Annotated in this window: 16 protein-coding genes; 2 read left to right on the top strand and 14 right to left on the bottom strand. The window is 66.6% G+C overall.

Annotated features, from left to right (window positions below; translation table 11 throughout):
- Positions 1-99: 99 nt before the first annotated feature.
- Genes A5790_RS11205 through A5790_RS11145 form a run of 13 tightly spaced genes read right to left on the bottom strand, consistent with a single transcriptional unit; the run spans position 100 to position 12943 of the window.
- A complete protein-coding gene (locus A5790_RS11205) occupies positions 100-1332 on the bottom strand; it encodes a cytochrome P450 (protein WP_066843640.1) in 1233 nt (410 codons plus the stop codon).
- 10 nt (positions 1333-1342) lie between these two features.
- Positions 1343-1537 carry a ferredoxin gene (locus tag A5790_RS11200; protein ID WP_066843674.1) on the bottom strand — a complete coding sequence of 65 codons (195 nt, stop codon included), beginning with the start codon at positions 1535-1537 and terminating at the stop codon, positions 1343-1345.
- Positions 1534-2250, bottom strand: coding sequence for a TetR family transcriptional regulator (locus tag A5790_RS11195; protein WP_066843639.1), 717 nt, complete (start codon positions 2248-2250; stop codon positions 1534-1536). Before A5790_RS11195 ends, A5790_RS11200 begins: the two co-directional genes overlap by 4 nt.
- Positions 2247-3056, bottom strand: coding sequence for an SDR family NAD(P)-dependent oxidoreductase (locus A5790_RS11190; protein ID WP_066843638.1), 810 nt, complete (start codon positions 3054-3056; stop codon positions 2247-2249). Before A5790_RS11190 ends, A5790_RS11195 begins: the two co-directional genes overlap by 4 nt.
- On the bottom strand, positions 3053-3853 hold the full coding sequence (locus tag A5790_RS11185) for an alpha/beta fold hydrolase (RefSeq protein ID WP_066843671.1): 801 nt from the start codon (positions 3851-3853) through the stop codon (positions 3053-3055). Before A5790_RS11185 ends, A5790_RS11190 begins: the two co-directional genes overlap by 4 nt.
- Before the next feature lie 35 nt (positions 3854-3888).
- Complete coding sequence (locus A5790_RS11180) at positions 3889-4479, bottom strand: NADPH-dependent FMN reductase (RefSeq protein ID WP_066843668.1); 591 nt, start codon at positions 4477-4479, stop codon at positions 3889-3891.
- A gap of 11 nt (positions 4480-4490) precedes the next feature.
- Positions 4491-5486, bottom strand: a complete 996-nt coding sequence (locus A5790_RS11175) for a cyclase family protein (RefSeq protein ID WP_066843637.1) — start codon at positions 5484-5486, stop codon at positions 4491-4493.
- A 30-nt stretch (positions 5487-5516) separates the two neighbouring features.
- A complete protein-coding gene (locus A5790_RS11170) occupies positions 5517-6335 on the bottom strand; it encodes a coniferyl-alcohol dehydrogenase (protein ID WP_066843636.1) in 819 nt (272 codons plus the stop codon).
- A 23-nt stretch (positions 6336-6358) separates the two neighbouring features.
- Positions 6359-7699 (bottom strand): LLM class flavin-dependent oxidoreductase, encoded by a 1341-nt coding sequence (locus A5790_RS11165; RefSeq protein WP_066808152.1) that lies wholly within the window; start codon positions 7697-7699, stop codon positions 6359-6361.
- Positions 7696-9468: an FAD-binding protein gene (locus A5790_RS11160; protein ID WP_066843635.1), complete on the bottom strand. Its 1773-nt coding sequence runs from the start codon at positions 9466-9468 to the stop codon at positions 7696-7698. Before A5790_RS11160 ends, A5790_RS11165 begins: the two co-directional genes overlap by 4 nt.
- Complete coding sequence (locus A5790_RS11155) at positions 9461-10381, bottom strand: 3-carboxyethylcatechol 2,3-dioxygenase (protein ID WP_066843664.1); 921 nt, start codon at positions 10379-10381, stop codon at positions 9461-9463. Before A5790_RS11155 ends, A5790_RS11160 begins: the two co-directional genes overlap by 8 nt.
- Positions 10329-12029, bottom strand: a complete 1701-nt coding sequence (locus tag A5790_RS11150; protein WP_066843633.1) for a bifunctional 3-(3-hydroxy-phenyl)propionate/3-hydroxycinnamic acid hydroxylase — start codon at positions 12027-12029, stop codon at positions 10329-10331. Before A5790_RS11150 ends, A5790_RS11155 begins: the two co-directional genes overlap by 53 nt.
- Positions 12026-12943, bottom strand: a complete 918-nt coding sequence (locus A5790_RS11145; protein WP_231987746.1) for an alpha/beta fold hydrolase — start codon at positions 12941-12943, stop codon at positions 12026-12028. Before A5790_RS11145 ends, A5790_RS11150 begins: the two co-directional genes overlap by 4 nt.
- A gap of 141 nt (positions 12944-13084) precedes the next feature.
- On the opposite strand from A5790_RS11145, the gene A5790_RS11140 reads away from it, so the two are divergent.
- Entirely contained in the window at positions 13085-13861 is a 777-nt protein-coding gene (locus A5790_RS11140; protein WP_082961676.1) for an IclR family transcriptional regulator, read from the top strand.
- 29 nt (positions 13862-13890) lie between these two features.
- Positions 13891-15495 (top strand): FAD-dependent oxidoreductase, encoded by a 1605-nt coding sequence (locus A5790_RS11135; protein ID WP_066843630.1) that lies wholly within the window; start codon positions 13891-13893, stop codon positions 15493-15495.
- A 97-nt stretch (positions 15496-15592) separates the two neighbouring features.
- On the opposite strand, the gene A5790_RS11130 is transcribed toward A5790_RS11135, so the two are convergent.
- Entirely contained in the window at positions 15593-15886 is a 294-nt protein-coding gene (locus A5790_RS11130; RefSeq protein ID WP_066843628.1) for a cytochrome C oxidase subunit IV family protein, read from the bottom strand.
- Positions 15887-15888 lie beyond the last annotated feature (2 nt).

The raw sequence follows: 15888 nt of genomic DNA, 5'->3' as shown, positions 1-15888 counted from the left end.
GTCTGTTTGTCGCCGTCTTTGCTGGGGGGGGGGGGGGGGGGCGGGAGTTGTTGGTGCTGACATCGTTGACACTCCAATCGGGCTGAGGGATGGACCTGACTACCAAGTCACCGGAAGTTCGTAGACGCCGTAGGCGAGGCGGTCGTGTTTGAACGGCACTTCCTCGATCGGCACGGCCAGTTGCAGCGTCGGTATGCGCCGCAACAAGGTGTGGAACACGATCTGCAGTTCGGCGCGGGCGAGCTGCTGGCCGACGCACTGATGCCTGCCGTATCCGAATCCGAGCTGCTGACCCGCGTCGCGGCTGAGGTCGAGCCTGTCGGGGTCGGGATAGGCGCGCGCGTCCCAGTTCGCCGGCGCCAGGTCCAAGATGACGCCGTCGCCGGCCTTGATGGTCTCGCCACCGATCTCGATGTCCTCCAGCGCCACCCGGCGCTGACCTGTCTGGATGATCGACAGATAACGCATCAGCTCTTCGACCGCGTTGGCGATCACCTTCGGATCCTCGGCATTGCGCAGGAAGTCGGCCTGTTCCGGGTTCTCGAGGAGCGCCAGGATCCCGATGCCGATCATGTTGGCGGTGGTCTCATGTCCGGCGATCAGCAGGCCGGTGCCGAGCTGCGCGGCCTCCTTGACGCTGATCTCTCCGGCGTTGACCCGCTCAGCAAGGTCGGACACGGCGTCCTCGGACGGGTTGACCTGCTTCTCCTCGACGAGGTTCACCAGATACTGGTGCAGGCTCATCGCACCCTTCTGCATGGCGTCCGCGGCGGCGTAGCGAGCCAGCCCGGCGTTCGCATGCTCCTGGAAGAACTCGTGGTCTTCATAAGGGACGCCGAGCATTTCGCTGATCACCACGGTGGGAACGGGTAACGCCAGCTTCGAGACCAGTTCGGCGGGCTGGGGGCCGGCAAGGATCGCGTCGATGCACTCGTCGGTGATCTTCTGGATCGCAGGGCGCAGGCCCTCGACGCGGCGGAACGTGAACGGCTTGGACAGCATCCGGCGGAAGCGGGTGTGTTCCTCGGCGTCGGAGGTGAACACCGAGCGTGGCCGCTTGTGGACGGTGGCGAGCATGTGCGCGTTCCAATGCGGGAAGCCGTCGATCCGATCGTCCACGCTGATTCGGGAGTCGGTGAACAGCGCGCGGGCCTCCTCGTAGCCGGTGATCAGCCAAGGCGTGCTGCCATTCCAGATCTTTACGCGGAAAAGACCTTTGGGATGGTTGAGCATCTGTGGCGGTGGGGCGAACGGGCAGCGGGTGTCGCGCTCCATCGGGTATTCGGGGATGTCCGAGGACACGTCGGGGGTTCCGGTCAAGGTTTCAGACATATGGTCGTTCTCATTCCTCGATGTGGATGGCGAGTGCGGGGCAGGCCGCCGCCGCCTTGCGGGCGTTGTCGGCCTGGTCGTCCGCCGGGCTGTCGTTCAGCAGGACCACGACACCGTCGTCGTCGCGCTGGTCGAAGATGTCAGTTGCGTTGAGCACACATTGACCGGATGACACGCATTTGTCTTGGTCGACAGTCAGTTTCATGATGCCGGGCGCTCCGTGATCGGTGCCTGCCACAGCCCGACGATCGCGTCGATGAGCCCGGACGCCGCGGAGCTCCAGGTGGTGCGCGGCATGTCGGTCCCCTCGGCGAAGGCACGTTCGAAATCGGCGCAGGTGTGCATCATCAGATTGCGAGCCATGATGTTTCGCTCGGTGACCACCGCAGGCGGCAGGTCCGGCAGGCAGCGGGTGATCCCATCGACGACGCGTTGCACCGACGGCGACTCGAGAGCACCCTTGACCACGATCTTGTGGTACTCGGGGTCGGCCAGCGCCTGCGCGGCGAAGCGCGCGTACCACGTCGGGGTCCCGATCTGGGCCAGGTGTTCGGTGAGCGAGCGCACCAGGCAGGCGACCCAGTCGCGTAGATCGGTCGAGTCGCCGATCTCGGCGACCATCCGCGACAACAGACGCTCGGTGGAGACGCGGTGCTTCTGCTCGATGGCCCGCACCAGGTCAGCCTTCGTGCCGAAGTGGTAGCCGACCGCGGCGTTGTTGCCCTGACCCGCGGCCTCACTGACCTGACGGTTCGATACCGCGTAGACACCGTGCTCGGCGAACAGCCGCTCGGCGGCGGCCAGGATCGCTTCGCGCGTGGTGCTGGCCCGTTCGGTGCGCACGCTTCTGGCAGTGGTCACCGTCACAGTCAACCGCTCCCGAGCGCTTAAGTCAAGCGACTGATTTAAAGTCGTCATGGCTTCGATTTGCGGACAATCACCTTCCCCGCACTGGTGCCGCCGTCGATGGGAAGGATGGTTCCGGTGACATACCGGGAACGGTCTCCGGCGAGGTACAGCGCGGCCTCGGCGACGTCCTCGACGGTGCCCTCCCGCTTCAACGGGCGGTCGTTGCGCATCTGTTCGCGGATCTTGGCCTCGAAAGCCTCGAGGCGCTCGAGGTCCTCTCCCGTTGCCGACTTGCGCACGATCGCGGTCCGGATGTTGCCCGGGGCGAGCGCGTTGACGCGAACCTCGTAGTGGGCCAGATCGATGGCCGCAGACTTGGTGAATTGGATGACGGCGGCTTTTGACGCCCGGTACGTCATCACGCCACCGCCGGCCTGGATGCCGCCGATCGAGGTCAAGTTGATGATCGATCCGCCGCCGTGTTTCGACATGTGCCGAGCCGCGTCGCGCGTACCGGCCATGACCGCAAGGACGTTGATGGCCATCACCTGGTGGAAGTCGGCGAGGTCGTCGTCGAGGAACTTCGGGAACATCTTGCCCGACACGCCCGCGTTGTTGACCATCACGTGCAGGCCGCCGAACTCCTCGACCGCCGTGGAAACCAGTCGGGTGACCTGCTCGACCTCGGCCACGTCGGTCTCGATGAAGCGGACGGCGTCACCGAGGTCGGCGACGAGTTGGGCGCCGCCCTCACGATCGACATCGCCGACGACCACCTTGGCGCCCTCGGCGCAGAACCGCCGCACCAGCCCTTCACCGAGTCCGGATGAGCCGCCGGTGACGACCGCGACCTTGTCCTCGAGTTCGCCGGTCATGCCACCCCTTCGTGTAAGTCGGCCAGGAAGCCGAGCAGTAGTTCATTGACCGCGTCCGGTTGTTCGATCTGCGGGCAATGGCCGGCCGCATCGATCACCGCGGACCGGCCGCCGCGGATCTGGCCCGCGATCTCGCCCGCCCACCCCCTGGGCAGCAGCTTGTCACCGCCGCCCTCGACCACCAGCGTCGGCACGGTGATGCGCTCGTAGGCGCGGGCACTCGACGGCGGCGGTGGGGCCTCCAGGCCGGGGCGCCGAAACCGCGCCGCCGCCAGTGCTTCCCATGCGCCCGGGGCGATGCTGGCTTCGTAGCGGCGCTGGACGTATTCCTCGTCGGCGGGGTAGGAGGCGTCGTAGAAGAGCGCCGTGACGATCCGGCGCATCCCCGCGAACGTGGCGTCATAGTCGTACAGCGCGGCCGAATGCTCGTTGCGCTGGATCTCGCCGCCTCCGCAGATGGTCACCAGGCTGCGGGCGGGCAGCACCGGCGCTTCGGAGGTGGCGTCGACGAACAGGTTCACGGCCCCCATCGAGTTGCCCACGAAATGCGCGGATTCCACCCCGACGACGTCGCAGAACCGCGCGATGTGCCGGATCCGCATACCGCGGCCGTCGTTGAAGTCGATGACCTTCGCCGATTCGCCGAACCCGAGCATGTCGAGCGCGAGCACGCGGTAACGCGTGGCGAGCGCGGCGATGTTGTGTTCCCAGCCGATCTCGGCGCCGGCGCCGAACTCCCCACCGTGCAGCAGGACGACCGGATCGCCTTGTCCGGCTTCGAGGTAACCGGTCACCATCCCGTCGACCAGCACCGACTTGCGTTGGAGCTCGGTCACGCGGTCTCCCGGGCGGCCTTGGCGAAGAACAGCACTTGGGTGGCGAGCATGTCCAGCTGGTTCTGGGTGGCGTCGTGGATCAATTCCCCTGTCTCGTCCCAGATCTGGTCGGCGGAGTTGATCGCCACGCCCAGCGGAGTCGGCCACGCGCGCAGCGCGTGCCCGATGGAGCGCAACTGTCCGAGCGTGTTGACCGCCGCCTGCCAGCCGTAGGCGCAACTGATGCAACCCCACGGCGTGTTGTCCAGATAGACGCGCGGGTCCTCCCGCAGATCCTCGATGTAGTCGAGCGCGTTCTTGACCAATCCCGAGATCGCCCCGTGGTAACCGGGTGAGCCGACGACCACGGCGTCCGCATCGCGCAGCGCGCTGACCAGTTCGAGAGCCTGGGGCGTGCGTTCCAGCGAGTGCGGCGCATACATCGGCAAATCCAGGTCGGGTCCCGCGAACAGCCGCGTCCGCCCGCCCTGCTGCTCGACCGCCGCCAGGCAATAACGCAGGGCGCGTTCGGTCGACGAATTTGCCCGAAGGGTGCCGCCGAGTCCCACGACGAACGACGCACCGCCGGTTCTGGTGCTTGCAGTCATATCCTCACCCACTACTTGATTGCGATCGGGCTGACGGGCGCGCCCACCGCGCCAACGACTTTCAAAGGCGGTGCGATCAACTGGAACTCGTAGACACCGTCGGCGGCGCAATCGGCCGCCAGGCCGGTGAGGTCCCAGTATTCGCCGAACATGAGGCCCATGTCGCGCAGGCAGACCATGTGCATCGGCAGAAACGTGCCCTCGACTCCGTTGGCCGGGTCGGGGTCCTCGACCATGAGGTTGTCCGCAGCGACCGCGGCGACGTCATGGTCGTGCAGCCACGATGCGCAGGTCCAGTCCAGTCCGGATCCTGGTTCGGAGCCGTCACCGGTCGACAGGAACCTCGTCCACCACCCGGTGTGTACGACCACGATGTCCCCCGGCGTGATCGTCACGCCCTGGGCCTTGGCGATATCGTCGAGTTCTGCTGGTGTGACCGGGTTCCCGGGTTCGAGGAAGACGTCGGCGCCGCGGTGCCGGACCGCGTCGAGCAGCACTCCTCGGGAGGTGATGCCCTTGACGTCGACCTTCTCGATTCCCAGGTGGACGGCCCCGAAGCTGGTCACCGAGTCCGCGGGAAAGCCGTTGTAGAGCTTGTCCTCGTAGTAGACGTGGGAGATGGCGTCCCACTGCGTGGCCGCCTGCAGCGGCATCACGATCATGTCGTCGTTGAAGCGGAACGGGTTGTCCACGAAGAACTCGCTGACCTGGTGAGCCACCGAGTTCCGCAGCCACTGGGGCCCGTACTGCGCCAGCGTGTTCGCGTCGCCGCCGTCCACCGTCATCACGTGGGTGGGGTTCGGGCGGAACTGGAACGCCCCCTGCGGGCCGTTCGAGCCGAAGTCGCCTCCGAGGGGGATTACCGTCCCCTTCTTCACGAGCGCGGCCGCTTCGGCCACCTTCTCGGGCGTGATGAAGTTCAGTGTGCCCAGCTCGTCGTCGTCGCCCCAGCGGCCCCAATTGCGCACGTCGTCGGCGACGCGGCGGAACTCGCTCATGCTGGCCATGGATTGCCTTTCACTGTACCGACTTTCACGTCAACGCCGCCGTACCGATCCCGCGAGGTCCGTCTCCCCCATGGTGCCTCCGTCCACCCAGATCACCTGGCCGGTGAGATAACTGGCCGCCCTGCTGTTGAGGAAGGTCAGCACGCTGGCCTGCTCCTGCGGTTCGGCGGCCCGGCCCAGCGGCGTCCGGAAGGAATCGAGAAACTCCTGTCCGTACGCGCTGCGCAACTGGTCGAGGATCGGCGTATCGGTCACCCCGGGTGCGGTGCAGTTGATGCGAATCCCCCTGGCGCCCAACGCGCTCACCTGTGCCATGCCGTAGAGGATGATGGCCTCCTTGGACAACCGGTAACCGCCGCCGTCGGCCAGCGCCTCGGGATTGCGTCGACACCACTCGATGCCCGCCTCAACCGTGTCCGTGTCGACCAGGCAGGCGGTGACCGGCGCGTTGTCCCGGTAGGCCGACGCCGCCAGCGACGACACGTTCGCGATCGCCGATCCGGCGCGCATCCGGGGCACCAGCGCCTCGGTGAACCGCCGGGTACCCAGAAAGTTGATCGTCACGACCCGGAGCGGGTCCTTGATCCCCGACGACACCCCGGCGACGTTGAACAGCGCATCGACCGAGTCGCCGACGGCGTCGGCCGCCCGGTCGATCGACTGTTGATCCGACAGATCGAGTTCGACGAACTCGCCGATACGCTCGGTCGGCGGTTTGATGTCGAGTCCGATCACCTCGCCGCCGAGGTCGGCGACCTGACGGGCGACGTGGGCACCGATGCCCGAGGCGCATCCGGTGACGACCACACGGCGCCCGTCGTAGCGCCACAGTTCCTCAAATCGGCCCATGGCTCATCTGCAGCCGGCGCCCGTCACTGCGCGCTCTTGGCGTCCGCTTCGGGGTTGCGGCTCGCCCACCCTTCTCCTGACTTGAGTTTGGCGGCCGCCGCCTCGATGCCGGCGTTCATCTCGTCCATCGCCAGCGACACCTCGTTGGCCGTGTAGTTCTGGCGGCCCGTGGGCAGTCCGCCGAATGCATAGCTCTCGTCGAAGACGGGTGCCTGCGACGGTTGCCGGCGCGCTTCGACCTTCTCGATGATCGGCTCGAGTCGTTTGGCCTTCTCCGCCTGCGCCTTCTCGTCGCGTTCGATGAACTCGGGCAGCACCTCCTTGCCCATCAGCTCGATGGACTCCATCGTCTCTTCGTGCCTGCGCGGGGTCAGCAGCAGGATCAATTCGTCGACACCGCTTTCCTCGTAGCCGCGCAGGAAGTTACGCACCGTGTCCGGGCTTCCGATCGGGCCGCGGTCGGGGCCATAAACGATGCTGGGGTCCTTCTCGATCTCCTCGAGGTGCCGCTTCCACACTCCGGTCCGGCCCGGTGTGTGCATACCGGTCATGTAGTAGTGCATGATGCCGAACGCGAAGAAGCCGCCGCCTTTGCCGAGCCGTTCGATCGCCTGTTCGTCGGTGGGCGCCACCATCATCGACAGGTCACCGCCGATGGCGAGGATGTTCGGGTTCATCTGCGGAGTGACCGGCGCGCCGTTCTCCTCGAATTCCTTGTAGTAGCCGTTCACCCGCTCGGTCAGCGGCCCCGGGCCCGTGTAGGCGAAACTCAGTGCGCCCAGGCCCTTCTGGGCTGCCATGGCGACCGATGCGGGCCTGGTGCACGCCACCCAGACGGGCGGATGCGGCTTCTGCAGCGGTTTGGGCACGACGTTGCGCGGGGGCATCTCGATGTGCTCTCCCTTGAAACCGGTGAACGGCTCCTCGGTCATACAGCGGATCGAAACCTCCAGCGCCTCTTCCCACATCGCGCGCTTGTCGGCGGGATCGACACCGAAACCGCCCAGTTCGCCGACCGACGACGACTCGCCGGTGCCGAACTCCACGCGCCCGTTGGAGATCAGGTCCAGTGTCGCAACCCGTTCGGCGACACGTGCGGGATGGTTGACGACCGGCGGCAGATGCATGATGCCGAAGCCCAGGCGGATATTCTGGGTCCGCTGGCTCGCGGCGGACAGGAAGATCTCGGGCGCGGTGGAGTGGCAGTACTCCTCCAGGAAGTGGTGCTCGGTCAGCCACACCGTCGAGAAACCGGCCTTGTCGGCGAGCTCCACCTCGTCGAGGCCGTCCTGGAAAAGCTTGTGCTCGTCGTCTTCGCTCCACGGCCGCGGCAGTGGGAATTCGTAGAACAGCGAGATCTTCATTTCGTTACCTTCCGATGTGTATCGAGTGTCGAATCGGTACTAGAGCCGGTCTGAATTCCAGAGCCGGACAGCTGCTCGGCGATGTGCTTGGCCGCGACATAGCCGAAGGTCATCGCGGGGCCGATGGTGGCACCGGCGCCCGCGTAACTGCGGCCCATCACCGCGGCCGACGTGTTGCCGACGGCGTAGAGGCCCCCGATGACGTGGTCGTCGGCGCGCAGCACCCGGGCGTACTCGTCGGTGCGCAGACCTCCGGAGGTGCCCAGGTCGCCCAGGATGATCTGGAACGCGTAGTAGGGCGGTTTACCCAGCGGGTGCAGGTTCGGGTTCGGCAGCGTGGGGTCGCCGTAGTAGTTGTCGTAGGCCGAGTCGCCGCGGTTGAAGTCGTCGTCGTGACCGTTGCGCGCCAGCTCGTTGAACCGCTCGGCGGTCTGGCGCAGTTGGGCCGGCGGAACGCCGATCTTGCCCGCGAGTTCCTCGAAGCTGCTTCCCTCATGTACGACACCGGATTCCAGCCACGCCTTGGGCACCTTCCAGCCGGTCGGCACCGGCGCGAACGGAATCTTGGGGATCGGCAGGTGCCCGGCGACCACGTACCGGTGGAACGACCGGATGTCCGTGATCAGCCAGCACGGAATGTGCGTGACCCCGCTGTTGTGACCCTCGATCATCGCGTGCGCGAAGTCCATGTAGGGGGCGGCCTCGTTGATGAACCGCTTGCCCTCGCCGTTCACCACGAACTGCGACGGCATCATGCGTTCGTTGAGCATGAACTGCAACCGCCCGTCGGGCCAGCAGATCGCGGGAAACCACCAGGCCTCGTCGAGCAGATCGGTCGAGCCGCCCACCTTCTCCCCCGCCCGGATGGCATCCCCCATGGACGCCGGATTGCCGAAGCTCCAATCCTTTTCGAGCAGCGGCAGGTGCTGGCGGCGCCACTCCATGTCGTGGTCGAATCCACCCGCGGCCAGGATCACGCCGTGCCGGGCTTCGATGCGCTGCTGACGACCGTCACGCTCCACCACCGCCCCGATCACCGCTCCGTCGACGTCGGTGATCAGTTCGCTCATCGGCGCATTGAGCCACAGCGGGACGTCGTGTTGCTTGAGCGCCAACCGCATGCGGGCGGCCAGCGACTGGCCGATGGCCGCCATCCGGTCACCGAGAACCCGGGCTCGGAACATCCGCCAGATCAACTTGACGAGAACGGCCTTGCCGCGCCAGTTCTGGCGAACCTGGTAGAACAACCGAAGGTCCTTGGGCGCGAACCAGATTCCCTTCGGAGCGAGCGCGAGCGGCTGCAGCAGGTGCTGCTCCTCGTCGCCCAGCTTGCGCAGGTCGATGGCGGGCACGTTGATCGTGCTGCCCTGTGCCGATCCCCCCGGCAGCTCCGGGTAGTAGTCCGCGTAGCCCGGCTTCCAGACGAATTCGAACCATGGGCTGCGCTTTTCGAGGAACTCCATCATCTCCGGAGCGGTGTCGACGTACTGGCGCAGACGTGCGTCGCTGACCAAGCCTCCGGTGATCTGACGCAGGTACTCCACGACATCGTCGGGATCCGGAGAGTAACCCGCTTTGCGCTGTGACGGCGCACCGGGCACCCAGATACCGCCGCCGGACAACGCGGTGGACCCGCCGAACTGTGCCGACTTCTCGACGATGAGCGTGTCCAGACCGAACGCGTCGGCGGCCAGCGCCGCGGTCATTCCGCCGCCACCTGACCCGACGACAAGCACGTCGACGGTGTGGTCGAACTTGTTGTCAGACATCTAGAACCGCCGTCCTGATCGCGAACCCTGCGATCAATTCCGGTGCCGCACGGTAGAACCGCTGTTCGGTGCGGTAGGGCCCGTGCGCGGCTAGCGCGGCGAAAGCCGCGATCCACGTGCGTACTTCGTGTGCCGAATGGCCGGCCTCGCGCTCGATCGACTCGTTGGACCAGCCGTCCACCTCGGCGAGCCGGTTGTTGTCGATCAGCTCGAGGAAAGCCGTGTCCCACTCCGGGTTCAGCGGCTGCAACGGGCTCTCGCCGTGCGCGAACGCCTGCGCGGCGTCCATCACCGCGACCTGGCGGGCCTGCCGCTGTTCCGGCGTCATGGGCGCACCGTGCACGATCCGTTCCAGTGCGGCGGGCGGCGCGGTCGCCAACGTGGGCACCGGCGGATCGTGCGACAGCCCACCGGACCCCACGACGAGGACTCGTTTGTCGAGCGTCGCGAGGAAGGTGCCGAGCGCCGCTCCGAGCGCCCGCACCCGGCGCACCGGCCCGAGCGGGGTGGCCACCGAGTTGATGAACACGGGGATCGTCAGCACCGACGTCGGATCCCCGAACAGGTTCTGCAGCGGTTGGACCGTTCCGTGGTCGACGTCCATGCTCGCCGAGATGGCGACGTCGATTCCGGACTCGAGAACCGCTCGGGCACAGTCGGTCGCGACCTCTTCGGGCACGTTCAGCGGGCCGGCGTGCGTGCCGTAGTCACCGACCCCCTGGGCGGCCGTGCCGATGCAGAATGGCGGCATCGTCCGGTAGAAGAACCCGTTGTAGTGGTCCGGGGAAAAGATGACGACGAGTTCTGGGTCGTAGTCGGCGACGAACCGGCGTGCACCGGATATCGCCGTCTCGATGTCGTCAAGGAGATCCCGTGACGGTCCCGGAAGGTTCAGTAGCGGGCTGTGCGACATGCAGCACAGGGCCAGTGTGCCCATGAGAACCGGTGCCTCCTCCCTGGGTCAGACACAGAACATCGAAAAGAGTTTCGCTGAGTTCGGCGGCGCGCTGGGCGATGCAGGCGCCGGCGATGCAGCGGTCGGGGCGTAGGAACAGGACCGAGTCGGTGTAGGTGTCGAACCACGCCTTGAGCGCACCGGTCCTGTCGCCGATCACCACCACATCGTCGTCGTCGTGGCCCGGCCAGCGCAGCTGAGTCATCGGGCGCGCCTCGATGAACTCCGCGCCCAACGCCTTCCATCGGTTGAACGCGTTGTCGCCCAGGATCGCTCGCAGGTTGTTACTCCAGCACAGCACCGCGAATCCCGGTCCGAGCACGTCGTCGAGCAACACGTTCTGCTCGGTTCGGGTGTCGACGCGCGGCTGGATGAACAGCGTACCCGTCGGCGAGACCGCCCCTGCCGCACCGGCACCCGGTGCGGAGTGGAACACGGCGCCCTGTTGGTAGCGCGGCATCGGCTTGAAACGCATCTCGAGGATGTAGCGCTTCAGCGAGGGGACCACGGAAGCGGCGTGAATGATCCGGTCCCGCAACGCGGCTACCCTGCGGTTGGTCGGCGATATCACGCGGCCGACCATGGTGGACAGGTCGATCATCGCGCGAGCGTGTTTGCGACGCTCGACGTCGTAGGTGTCCAGCAGGGCGTCGTCAGCCTGCCCGGTCACCACCGCGGCGAGTTTCCAGCCGAGGTTGGCCGCGTCGCGGATACCGCTGTTGTATCCCTGCCCCTGCCAGACCGGCATCAGGTGCGCGGCATCACCCGCCAGCAGCATCCGGCCCTTGCGGAACGAACCGGCGATGCGGGAGTGGTGCGTGTAGACCCGGTGCCGGATCATGTCGACCTGCTCGGGATACGGGACCCGCTGCGCCAGCATTCTTCTGACGAACGCCGGATCGTCGGCTTCTGCGTCGGTCTCGTGAGGATGGATCAGGAATTCGAAGCGGCGGATGCCGTGGGCGATCGAGATCGACACATAGGGGCGCGCCGGATCGGCGCCGACCTCGCTGTTGGGATGGCCGAGCGGGTCGTTGGCGACGTCGACCACCAGCCAGCGGGTCGACGACGTGGTGCCGTCAAACGAAACGCCCATCAGCCGGCGAGTGGCGCTGCGGCCGCCGTCGCAACCGACCACGTAACGGGCCGTGACCGACGGCTTGTCGCCGGCGAACTGCACCGTCACCGCGTCGTCAGACTCGAGGCAAGACTCCATCCGGCACCCGAACCGGACCTCCACATGGTCGAATCGGTCCAGGCCGCCAAACAATTCGGCATCGACCATCGGTTGCACGAAGCCGTTGCGTTTGGGCCAGCCGAACCGGGCGTCGGGCGGCGCCATCTCGGCGAGCAGCCGTCGGTTGGCGTCGAAGAACCGCAGGATCTGGTTCGGCACGGTGTGCGGCAGCACCCGGTCGACCAGGCCGATCGACTGGAAGGTCCGTAGCGCCTCGTCGTCGAGACCGACACCGCGGGGGTAGTCGATGAGCGTGTCGCGTTCCTCGACCACCAGCGTCCGAACCCGGTGCAGCCCAAGGATGTTGGCCAGCGTCAGTCCCGACGGGCCTGCCCCGACGATGACGACGTCGACGTCGGTCGTCGTCACAACCGCCCCAAAAGGAAGTCCAGGTGCAGGCGGTTGAACGTCTTGGGATCTTCGTACTGGGGCCAGTGACCGCATCCGGTCATCACCTCGAAGCGGGCGCCAGGGATCATCGAGGCGATGCGTCGCCCCTCCGTCACGTCGGCCGTGGGATCGTCGCTGGTCCACACCACCAGGGTCGGCGCGGTGATCGATCCGTACTCGTCGGGCCCGAGGAGGTTGCGTGCACGAATCTCCGGGTCCTGCAGCGCCATGATGTCGCGCATCGCCGCAACGAACCCCGGCTGCCGGTACACCCGCTGCCTGCTGGCGACGATGTCGTCGTAATCCTTGGTCTTGTCTGCCATCAGCCACTTGATGCGGGCCTGCACCGTCTCCCACGTCGGGTTCTCGGCGGCGGCCATAGACAGGGTGATGATCCGCTTCATCACCTCGGGATCGGCCTGCGAGCCGCCCGCGGTGTTGAGCACCAGCCGGTCCAGCCGGTCGGGGTGGTCGACCGCGAATCGCGCCGCGACCCAACCACCGAGCGACTCACCGCTGACGTGGGCGCGGTCGGCCCCGACGGCGTCGAGGAACGCCAGCAGGTGGTCGACGTAGTGGCCGACTTCCAGCGGATGACCGGGTTTGTCGGTGTAGCCGTGGCCGAGCATGTCGATCGACCAGACCGAGAAGTGCTCGGCGTGCGCCTCCAGGTTGCGCACATAGGCCTCCGCATGCCCACCGGAGCCGTGCAGGAAGACGAGCACCGGCTTGTCGGTGTCACCGGTATGCAGATAGCGGGTGCGGGTCCCACCGGCGTCGAGGTAGCCCTGAGCGAACGAGACGCCCTGCAAATCGCTCCAGACGCTTTCGAATTCCGCTGCCGCAGAACGTTCGTCGGCCTCGGAAGCCACCAGCGAATCCGACTCAGGCACGCTCACCCTCTCTTGACCACGAGAATTGAATTCTCGTATTCTGTAAGCACTCTGCTCATTTATCGCACACCCACGTGCACTATAGTCAGAGCATCACTCTCGCGGCAGCTAGATGTCAAGGGAAGTCGAGGAAGGGACGCCATGCCTTCAGAGGGCGGAGCCCGACATCAGGTCGAGCAGGGCGGAGCCCGACAGCGTGTCGAGCACGGCCGGGCCCGGCAGACGGAGCCGATCAGTGCCGTGCGTAACGGGGCACCCGGCTCGCAGACACTGGCCAGAGGGTTGGCCGCCTTGCAGCTGGTCGCGAGCTCCCGCACCGGCCTGACCGCCCAGCAGGTCGCCGACGACATCGGTGTGCACCGGACCATCGCCTACCGGTTGCTGTCGACGCTGTCGCAGTTCCGGTTGGTGGCCAAGGGCGAGGACGGCCGCTACCGCTCGGCCGCGGCGCTGGCGGTGCTCGGCGCGTCGTTCGACAACAACGTGCGCCAGTTGAGCCTGCCGACGCTGCGGGGTCTTGCCGACGAACTGGCGAGCACGGTGTCGCTTCTCGTCGCCGAAGGTGATCAGCAGGTCGCGATCGCCGTCGTCGTGCCGACCAACGTCTTCTACCAACTGTCCTTCCATGAGGGCAGCCGCTATCCGCTGGACCGGGGCGCCGCGGGAATCGCGTTGCTGGCGAGCATGCCGCCGCGTCCCGACGAGCGTGACCTGGTGCCGCTGACCCGGGAACAGGGGTGGGTGATCACCCACGGCGAGATCGAGCCGAACACCTACGGGCTCGCGGTCCCGGTGCGCCGACGGCCACCGGCGCCGCCGACATGTATCAACCTCATCTCGCATCGCGAGGACGTCCTGACGCGCGGCAGAGACGCGGTCATCAGGGCGGCCGACGAGTTGTCAGCGATCCTCAACTAGAGGGTCACTCCAGCCGGAAGGAGCAGCACGTGACGGATTGGGATCATGACGTCGACGTGGTCGTACTCGGCAGCGGCGGGGCCGGTCTGACCTCGGCCCTGGCCGCGGCGGCCAATGGCGCTTCGGTGGAGATCTACGAGAAGGCCGCGACCGTGGGCGGTACGACGGCGGTCTCGGGCGGCATCATCTGGATCCCGGCACACAAGCGCGCCGCGGACGGTGAGCTTTCTGTCGAGGACGCGATGGCCTACCTGCGGGCCCAATCGCTGGGATACATGGACGACGACCTCGTCGAGACATTTGTGCGCACCGGACCCGAGATGCTCGATTTCGTTGAGGCACACAGCGATCTGCGTTTCGAGGTCGCCGAGGGGTTCCCCGACTACAAGCCCGAGCTCCCCGGGGGGCGGCCCTCCGGTGGGCGTTCGCTCAACGCCAAGCCTTTCGACTTGAGCCTGCTGGGTGAGTGGCGCGACCGCATCACCTCGTTTCCGGCGGATTTCAGCAACGTCGGCATCGACGCCGAGACGCGCGCGCGCATCCACGCCTCGGTCGACGACGAATCCGGCGACTACTGCGTCGCGGGCACGGCGCTGGTCGCCGGGCTGTTGAAGGGGTTGCTGACCCTCGGTGTGACGCCGCGGACCAACGCGCGCGCGGTCGAACTGCTCTCCGACCCCCTCGGCATCACCGGCGCGCGAATCTCGCAGGACGGCAACGAGTTCACCGTGCGGGCCCGTCGAGGCGTGATCCTGGGAACCGGTGGGTTCGAGTGGGACCGCAAGCTGGTCGAGGCGTATCTGCGGGGGCCGATGCGCGGACCCGTCTCACCGCCCAACAACACCGGAGACGGCCTGCGGATGGCGATGGCGCACGGCGCCGATCTGGCCAACATGGGCGAGGCGTGGTGGGTGCCGATCGTCCAACTTCCCGGCGACACGTTCCAGGGTCGGCCGCGCAGCCGCAGCGTCCGGCTGGAAAGAACCCGGCCGCGCAGCATCATCGTCAACCGGGCGGGTAAGCGGTTTCTCAACGAGGCCGGCGAGTACAACTCGATGGCGGGGCCGTTTCACTATCTCGATCCCAAGCTCGGCTATGCCAACGATCCTGCCTGGATCGTCTTCGACTCGCTGCATCTGAAGAAGTACGGATTCCTCGGCATAGAACCGGATGGCCCTGCCCCCGACTGGTTCTCACCGTCAAAGGACCTGGTGGAGCTCGGCGAGAAGACCGGCATCGACCCCGACGGCTTGGCACGCACACTGCAATCGTGGAACGACGGCGTCGCCCACGATCGCGACCCGGATTTCGCGCGGGGCTCGAGCGCCTACGACGGGTATTGGGGCGACGACAAGGCGCCGACGCCCCCCGGCCGCACCCTCGGCCCGATCGACACGCCGCCCTACTATGCCGTGCCGGTGTCGATCGGCGCGATGGGCACCAAGGGCGGCCCCCGCACCGACTGCGACGGCCGGGTGCTGCACGTCAACGGGTCGGCGATCCCGGGTTTGTTCGCCGCGGGCAATGCGATGGCCGGAGCAACCGGCAAGGCGTACGGCGGCGCCGGTGGAACGATCGGCCCCGCAATGGTGTTCGGCTACCGCGCGGGCCTTGCCGCCTCGGCGCGCGTGTAACTCGCGGTTCGCACGCCCGCCGGTGCTCGATTGTGCGACCCGATACGCTCGTCGCGCGTGCTGCGTATGAAACCGCACACTCAGCGTCGAGTGCCGCTCAGGCTACGGCCATTCCGATGAAGTAGCTGCTCAACAGGCAAGTGGCGACGAGAACCACCCAGCCGTCGGTGAGGCGGCGCAGCCAGTCCGGGGCGTGGCGTACCTCCATGAACTCGCGAAAGATGATGCGCACCTTGATGAGTGAGATGACGATTGCGCTGACTGTGACCACGGTGCTGGCCTTCAGGGTGCCGTTCTGGTCGACCGCCCCATCCAGCCAGACGTAGACCAACGTCAACAACGTCAGGATCGCCCAGGCGATGACGAGTCTCTTGTTCATGGTGTTGCTCACCG

It is taken from the genome of Mycobacterium sp. 852002-51152_SCH6134967, assembly GCF_001667105.1.
Classification (GTDB): Bacteria; Actinomycetota; Actinomycetes; order Mycobacteriales; family Mycobacteriaceae; genus Mycobacterium; species Mycobacterium neumannii_A.
The sequence above is the reverse complement of the archived record's forward strand: the minus strand, read 5'-3'. Positions and strand labels throughout refer to the sequence as shown.

Coding starts and splice junctions, on each gene's coding strand:
- A5790_RS11205 (WP_066843640.1), bottom strand. CDS start 1,332: ATGTCTGAAACCTTGACCGGAACCCCCGACGTGTCCTCGGACATCCCC.
- A5790_RS11200 (WP_066843674.1), bottom strand. CDS start 1,537: ATGAAACTGACTGTCGACCAAGACAAATGCGTGTCATCCGGTCAATGT.
- A5790_RS11195 (WP_066843639.1), bottom strand. CDS start 2,250: ATGACGACTTTAAATCAGTCGCTTGACTTAAGCGCTCGGGAGCGGTTG.
- A5790_RS11190 (WP_066843638.1), bottom strand. CDS start 3,056: ATGACCGGCGAACTCGAGGACAAGGTCGCGGTCGTCACCGGCGGCTCA.
- A5790_RS11185 (WP_066843671.1), bottom strand. CDS start 3,853: ATGGTGACCGGTTACCTCGAAGCCGGACAAGGCGATCCGGTCGTCCTG.
- A5790_RS11180 (WP_066843668.1), bottom strand. CDS start 4,479: ATGACTGCAAGCACCAGAACCGGCGGTGCGTCGTTCGTCGTGGGACTC.
- A5790_RS11175 (WP_066843637.1), bottom strand. CDS start 5,486: ATGGCCAGCATGAGCGAGTTCCGCCGCGTCGCCGACGACGTGCGCAAT.
- A5790_RS11170 (WP_066843636.1), bottom strand. CDS start 6,335: ATGGGCCGATTTGAGGAACTGTGGCGCTACGACGGGCGCCGTGTGGTC.
- A5790_RS11165 (WP_066808152.1), bottom strand. CDS start 7,699: ATGAAGATCTCGCTGTTCTACGAATTCCCACTGCCGCGGCCGTGGAGC.
- A5790_RS11160 (WP_066843635.1), bottom strand. CDS start 9,468: ATGTCTGACAACAAGTTCGACCACACCGTCGACGTGCTTGTCGTCGGG.
- A5790_RS11155 (WP_066843664.1), bottom strand. CDS start 10,381: ATGTCGCACAGCCCGCTACTGAACCTTCCGGGACCGTCACGGGATCTC.
- A5790_RS11140 (WP_082961676.1), top strand. CDS start 13,085: ATGCCTTCAGAGGGCGGAGCCCGACATCAGGTCGAGCAGGGCGGAGCC.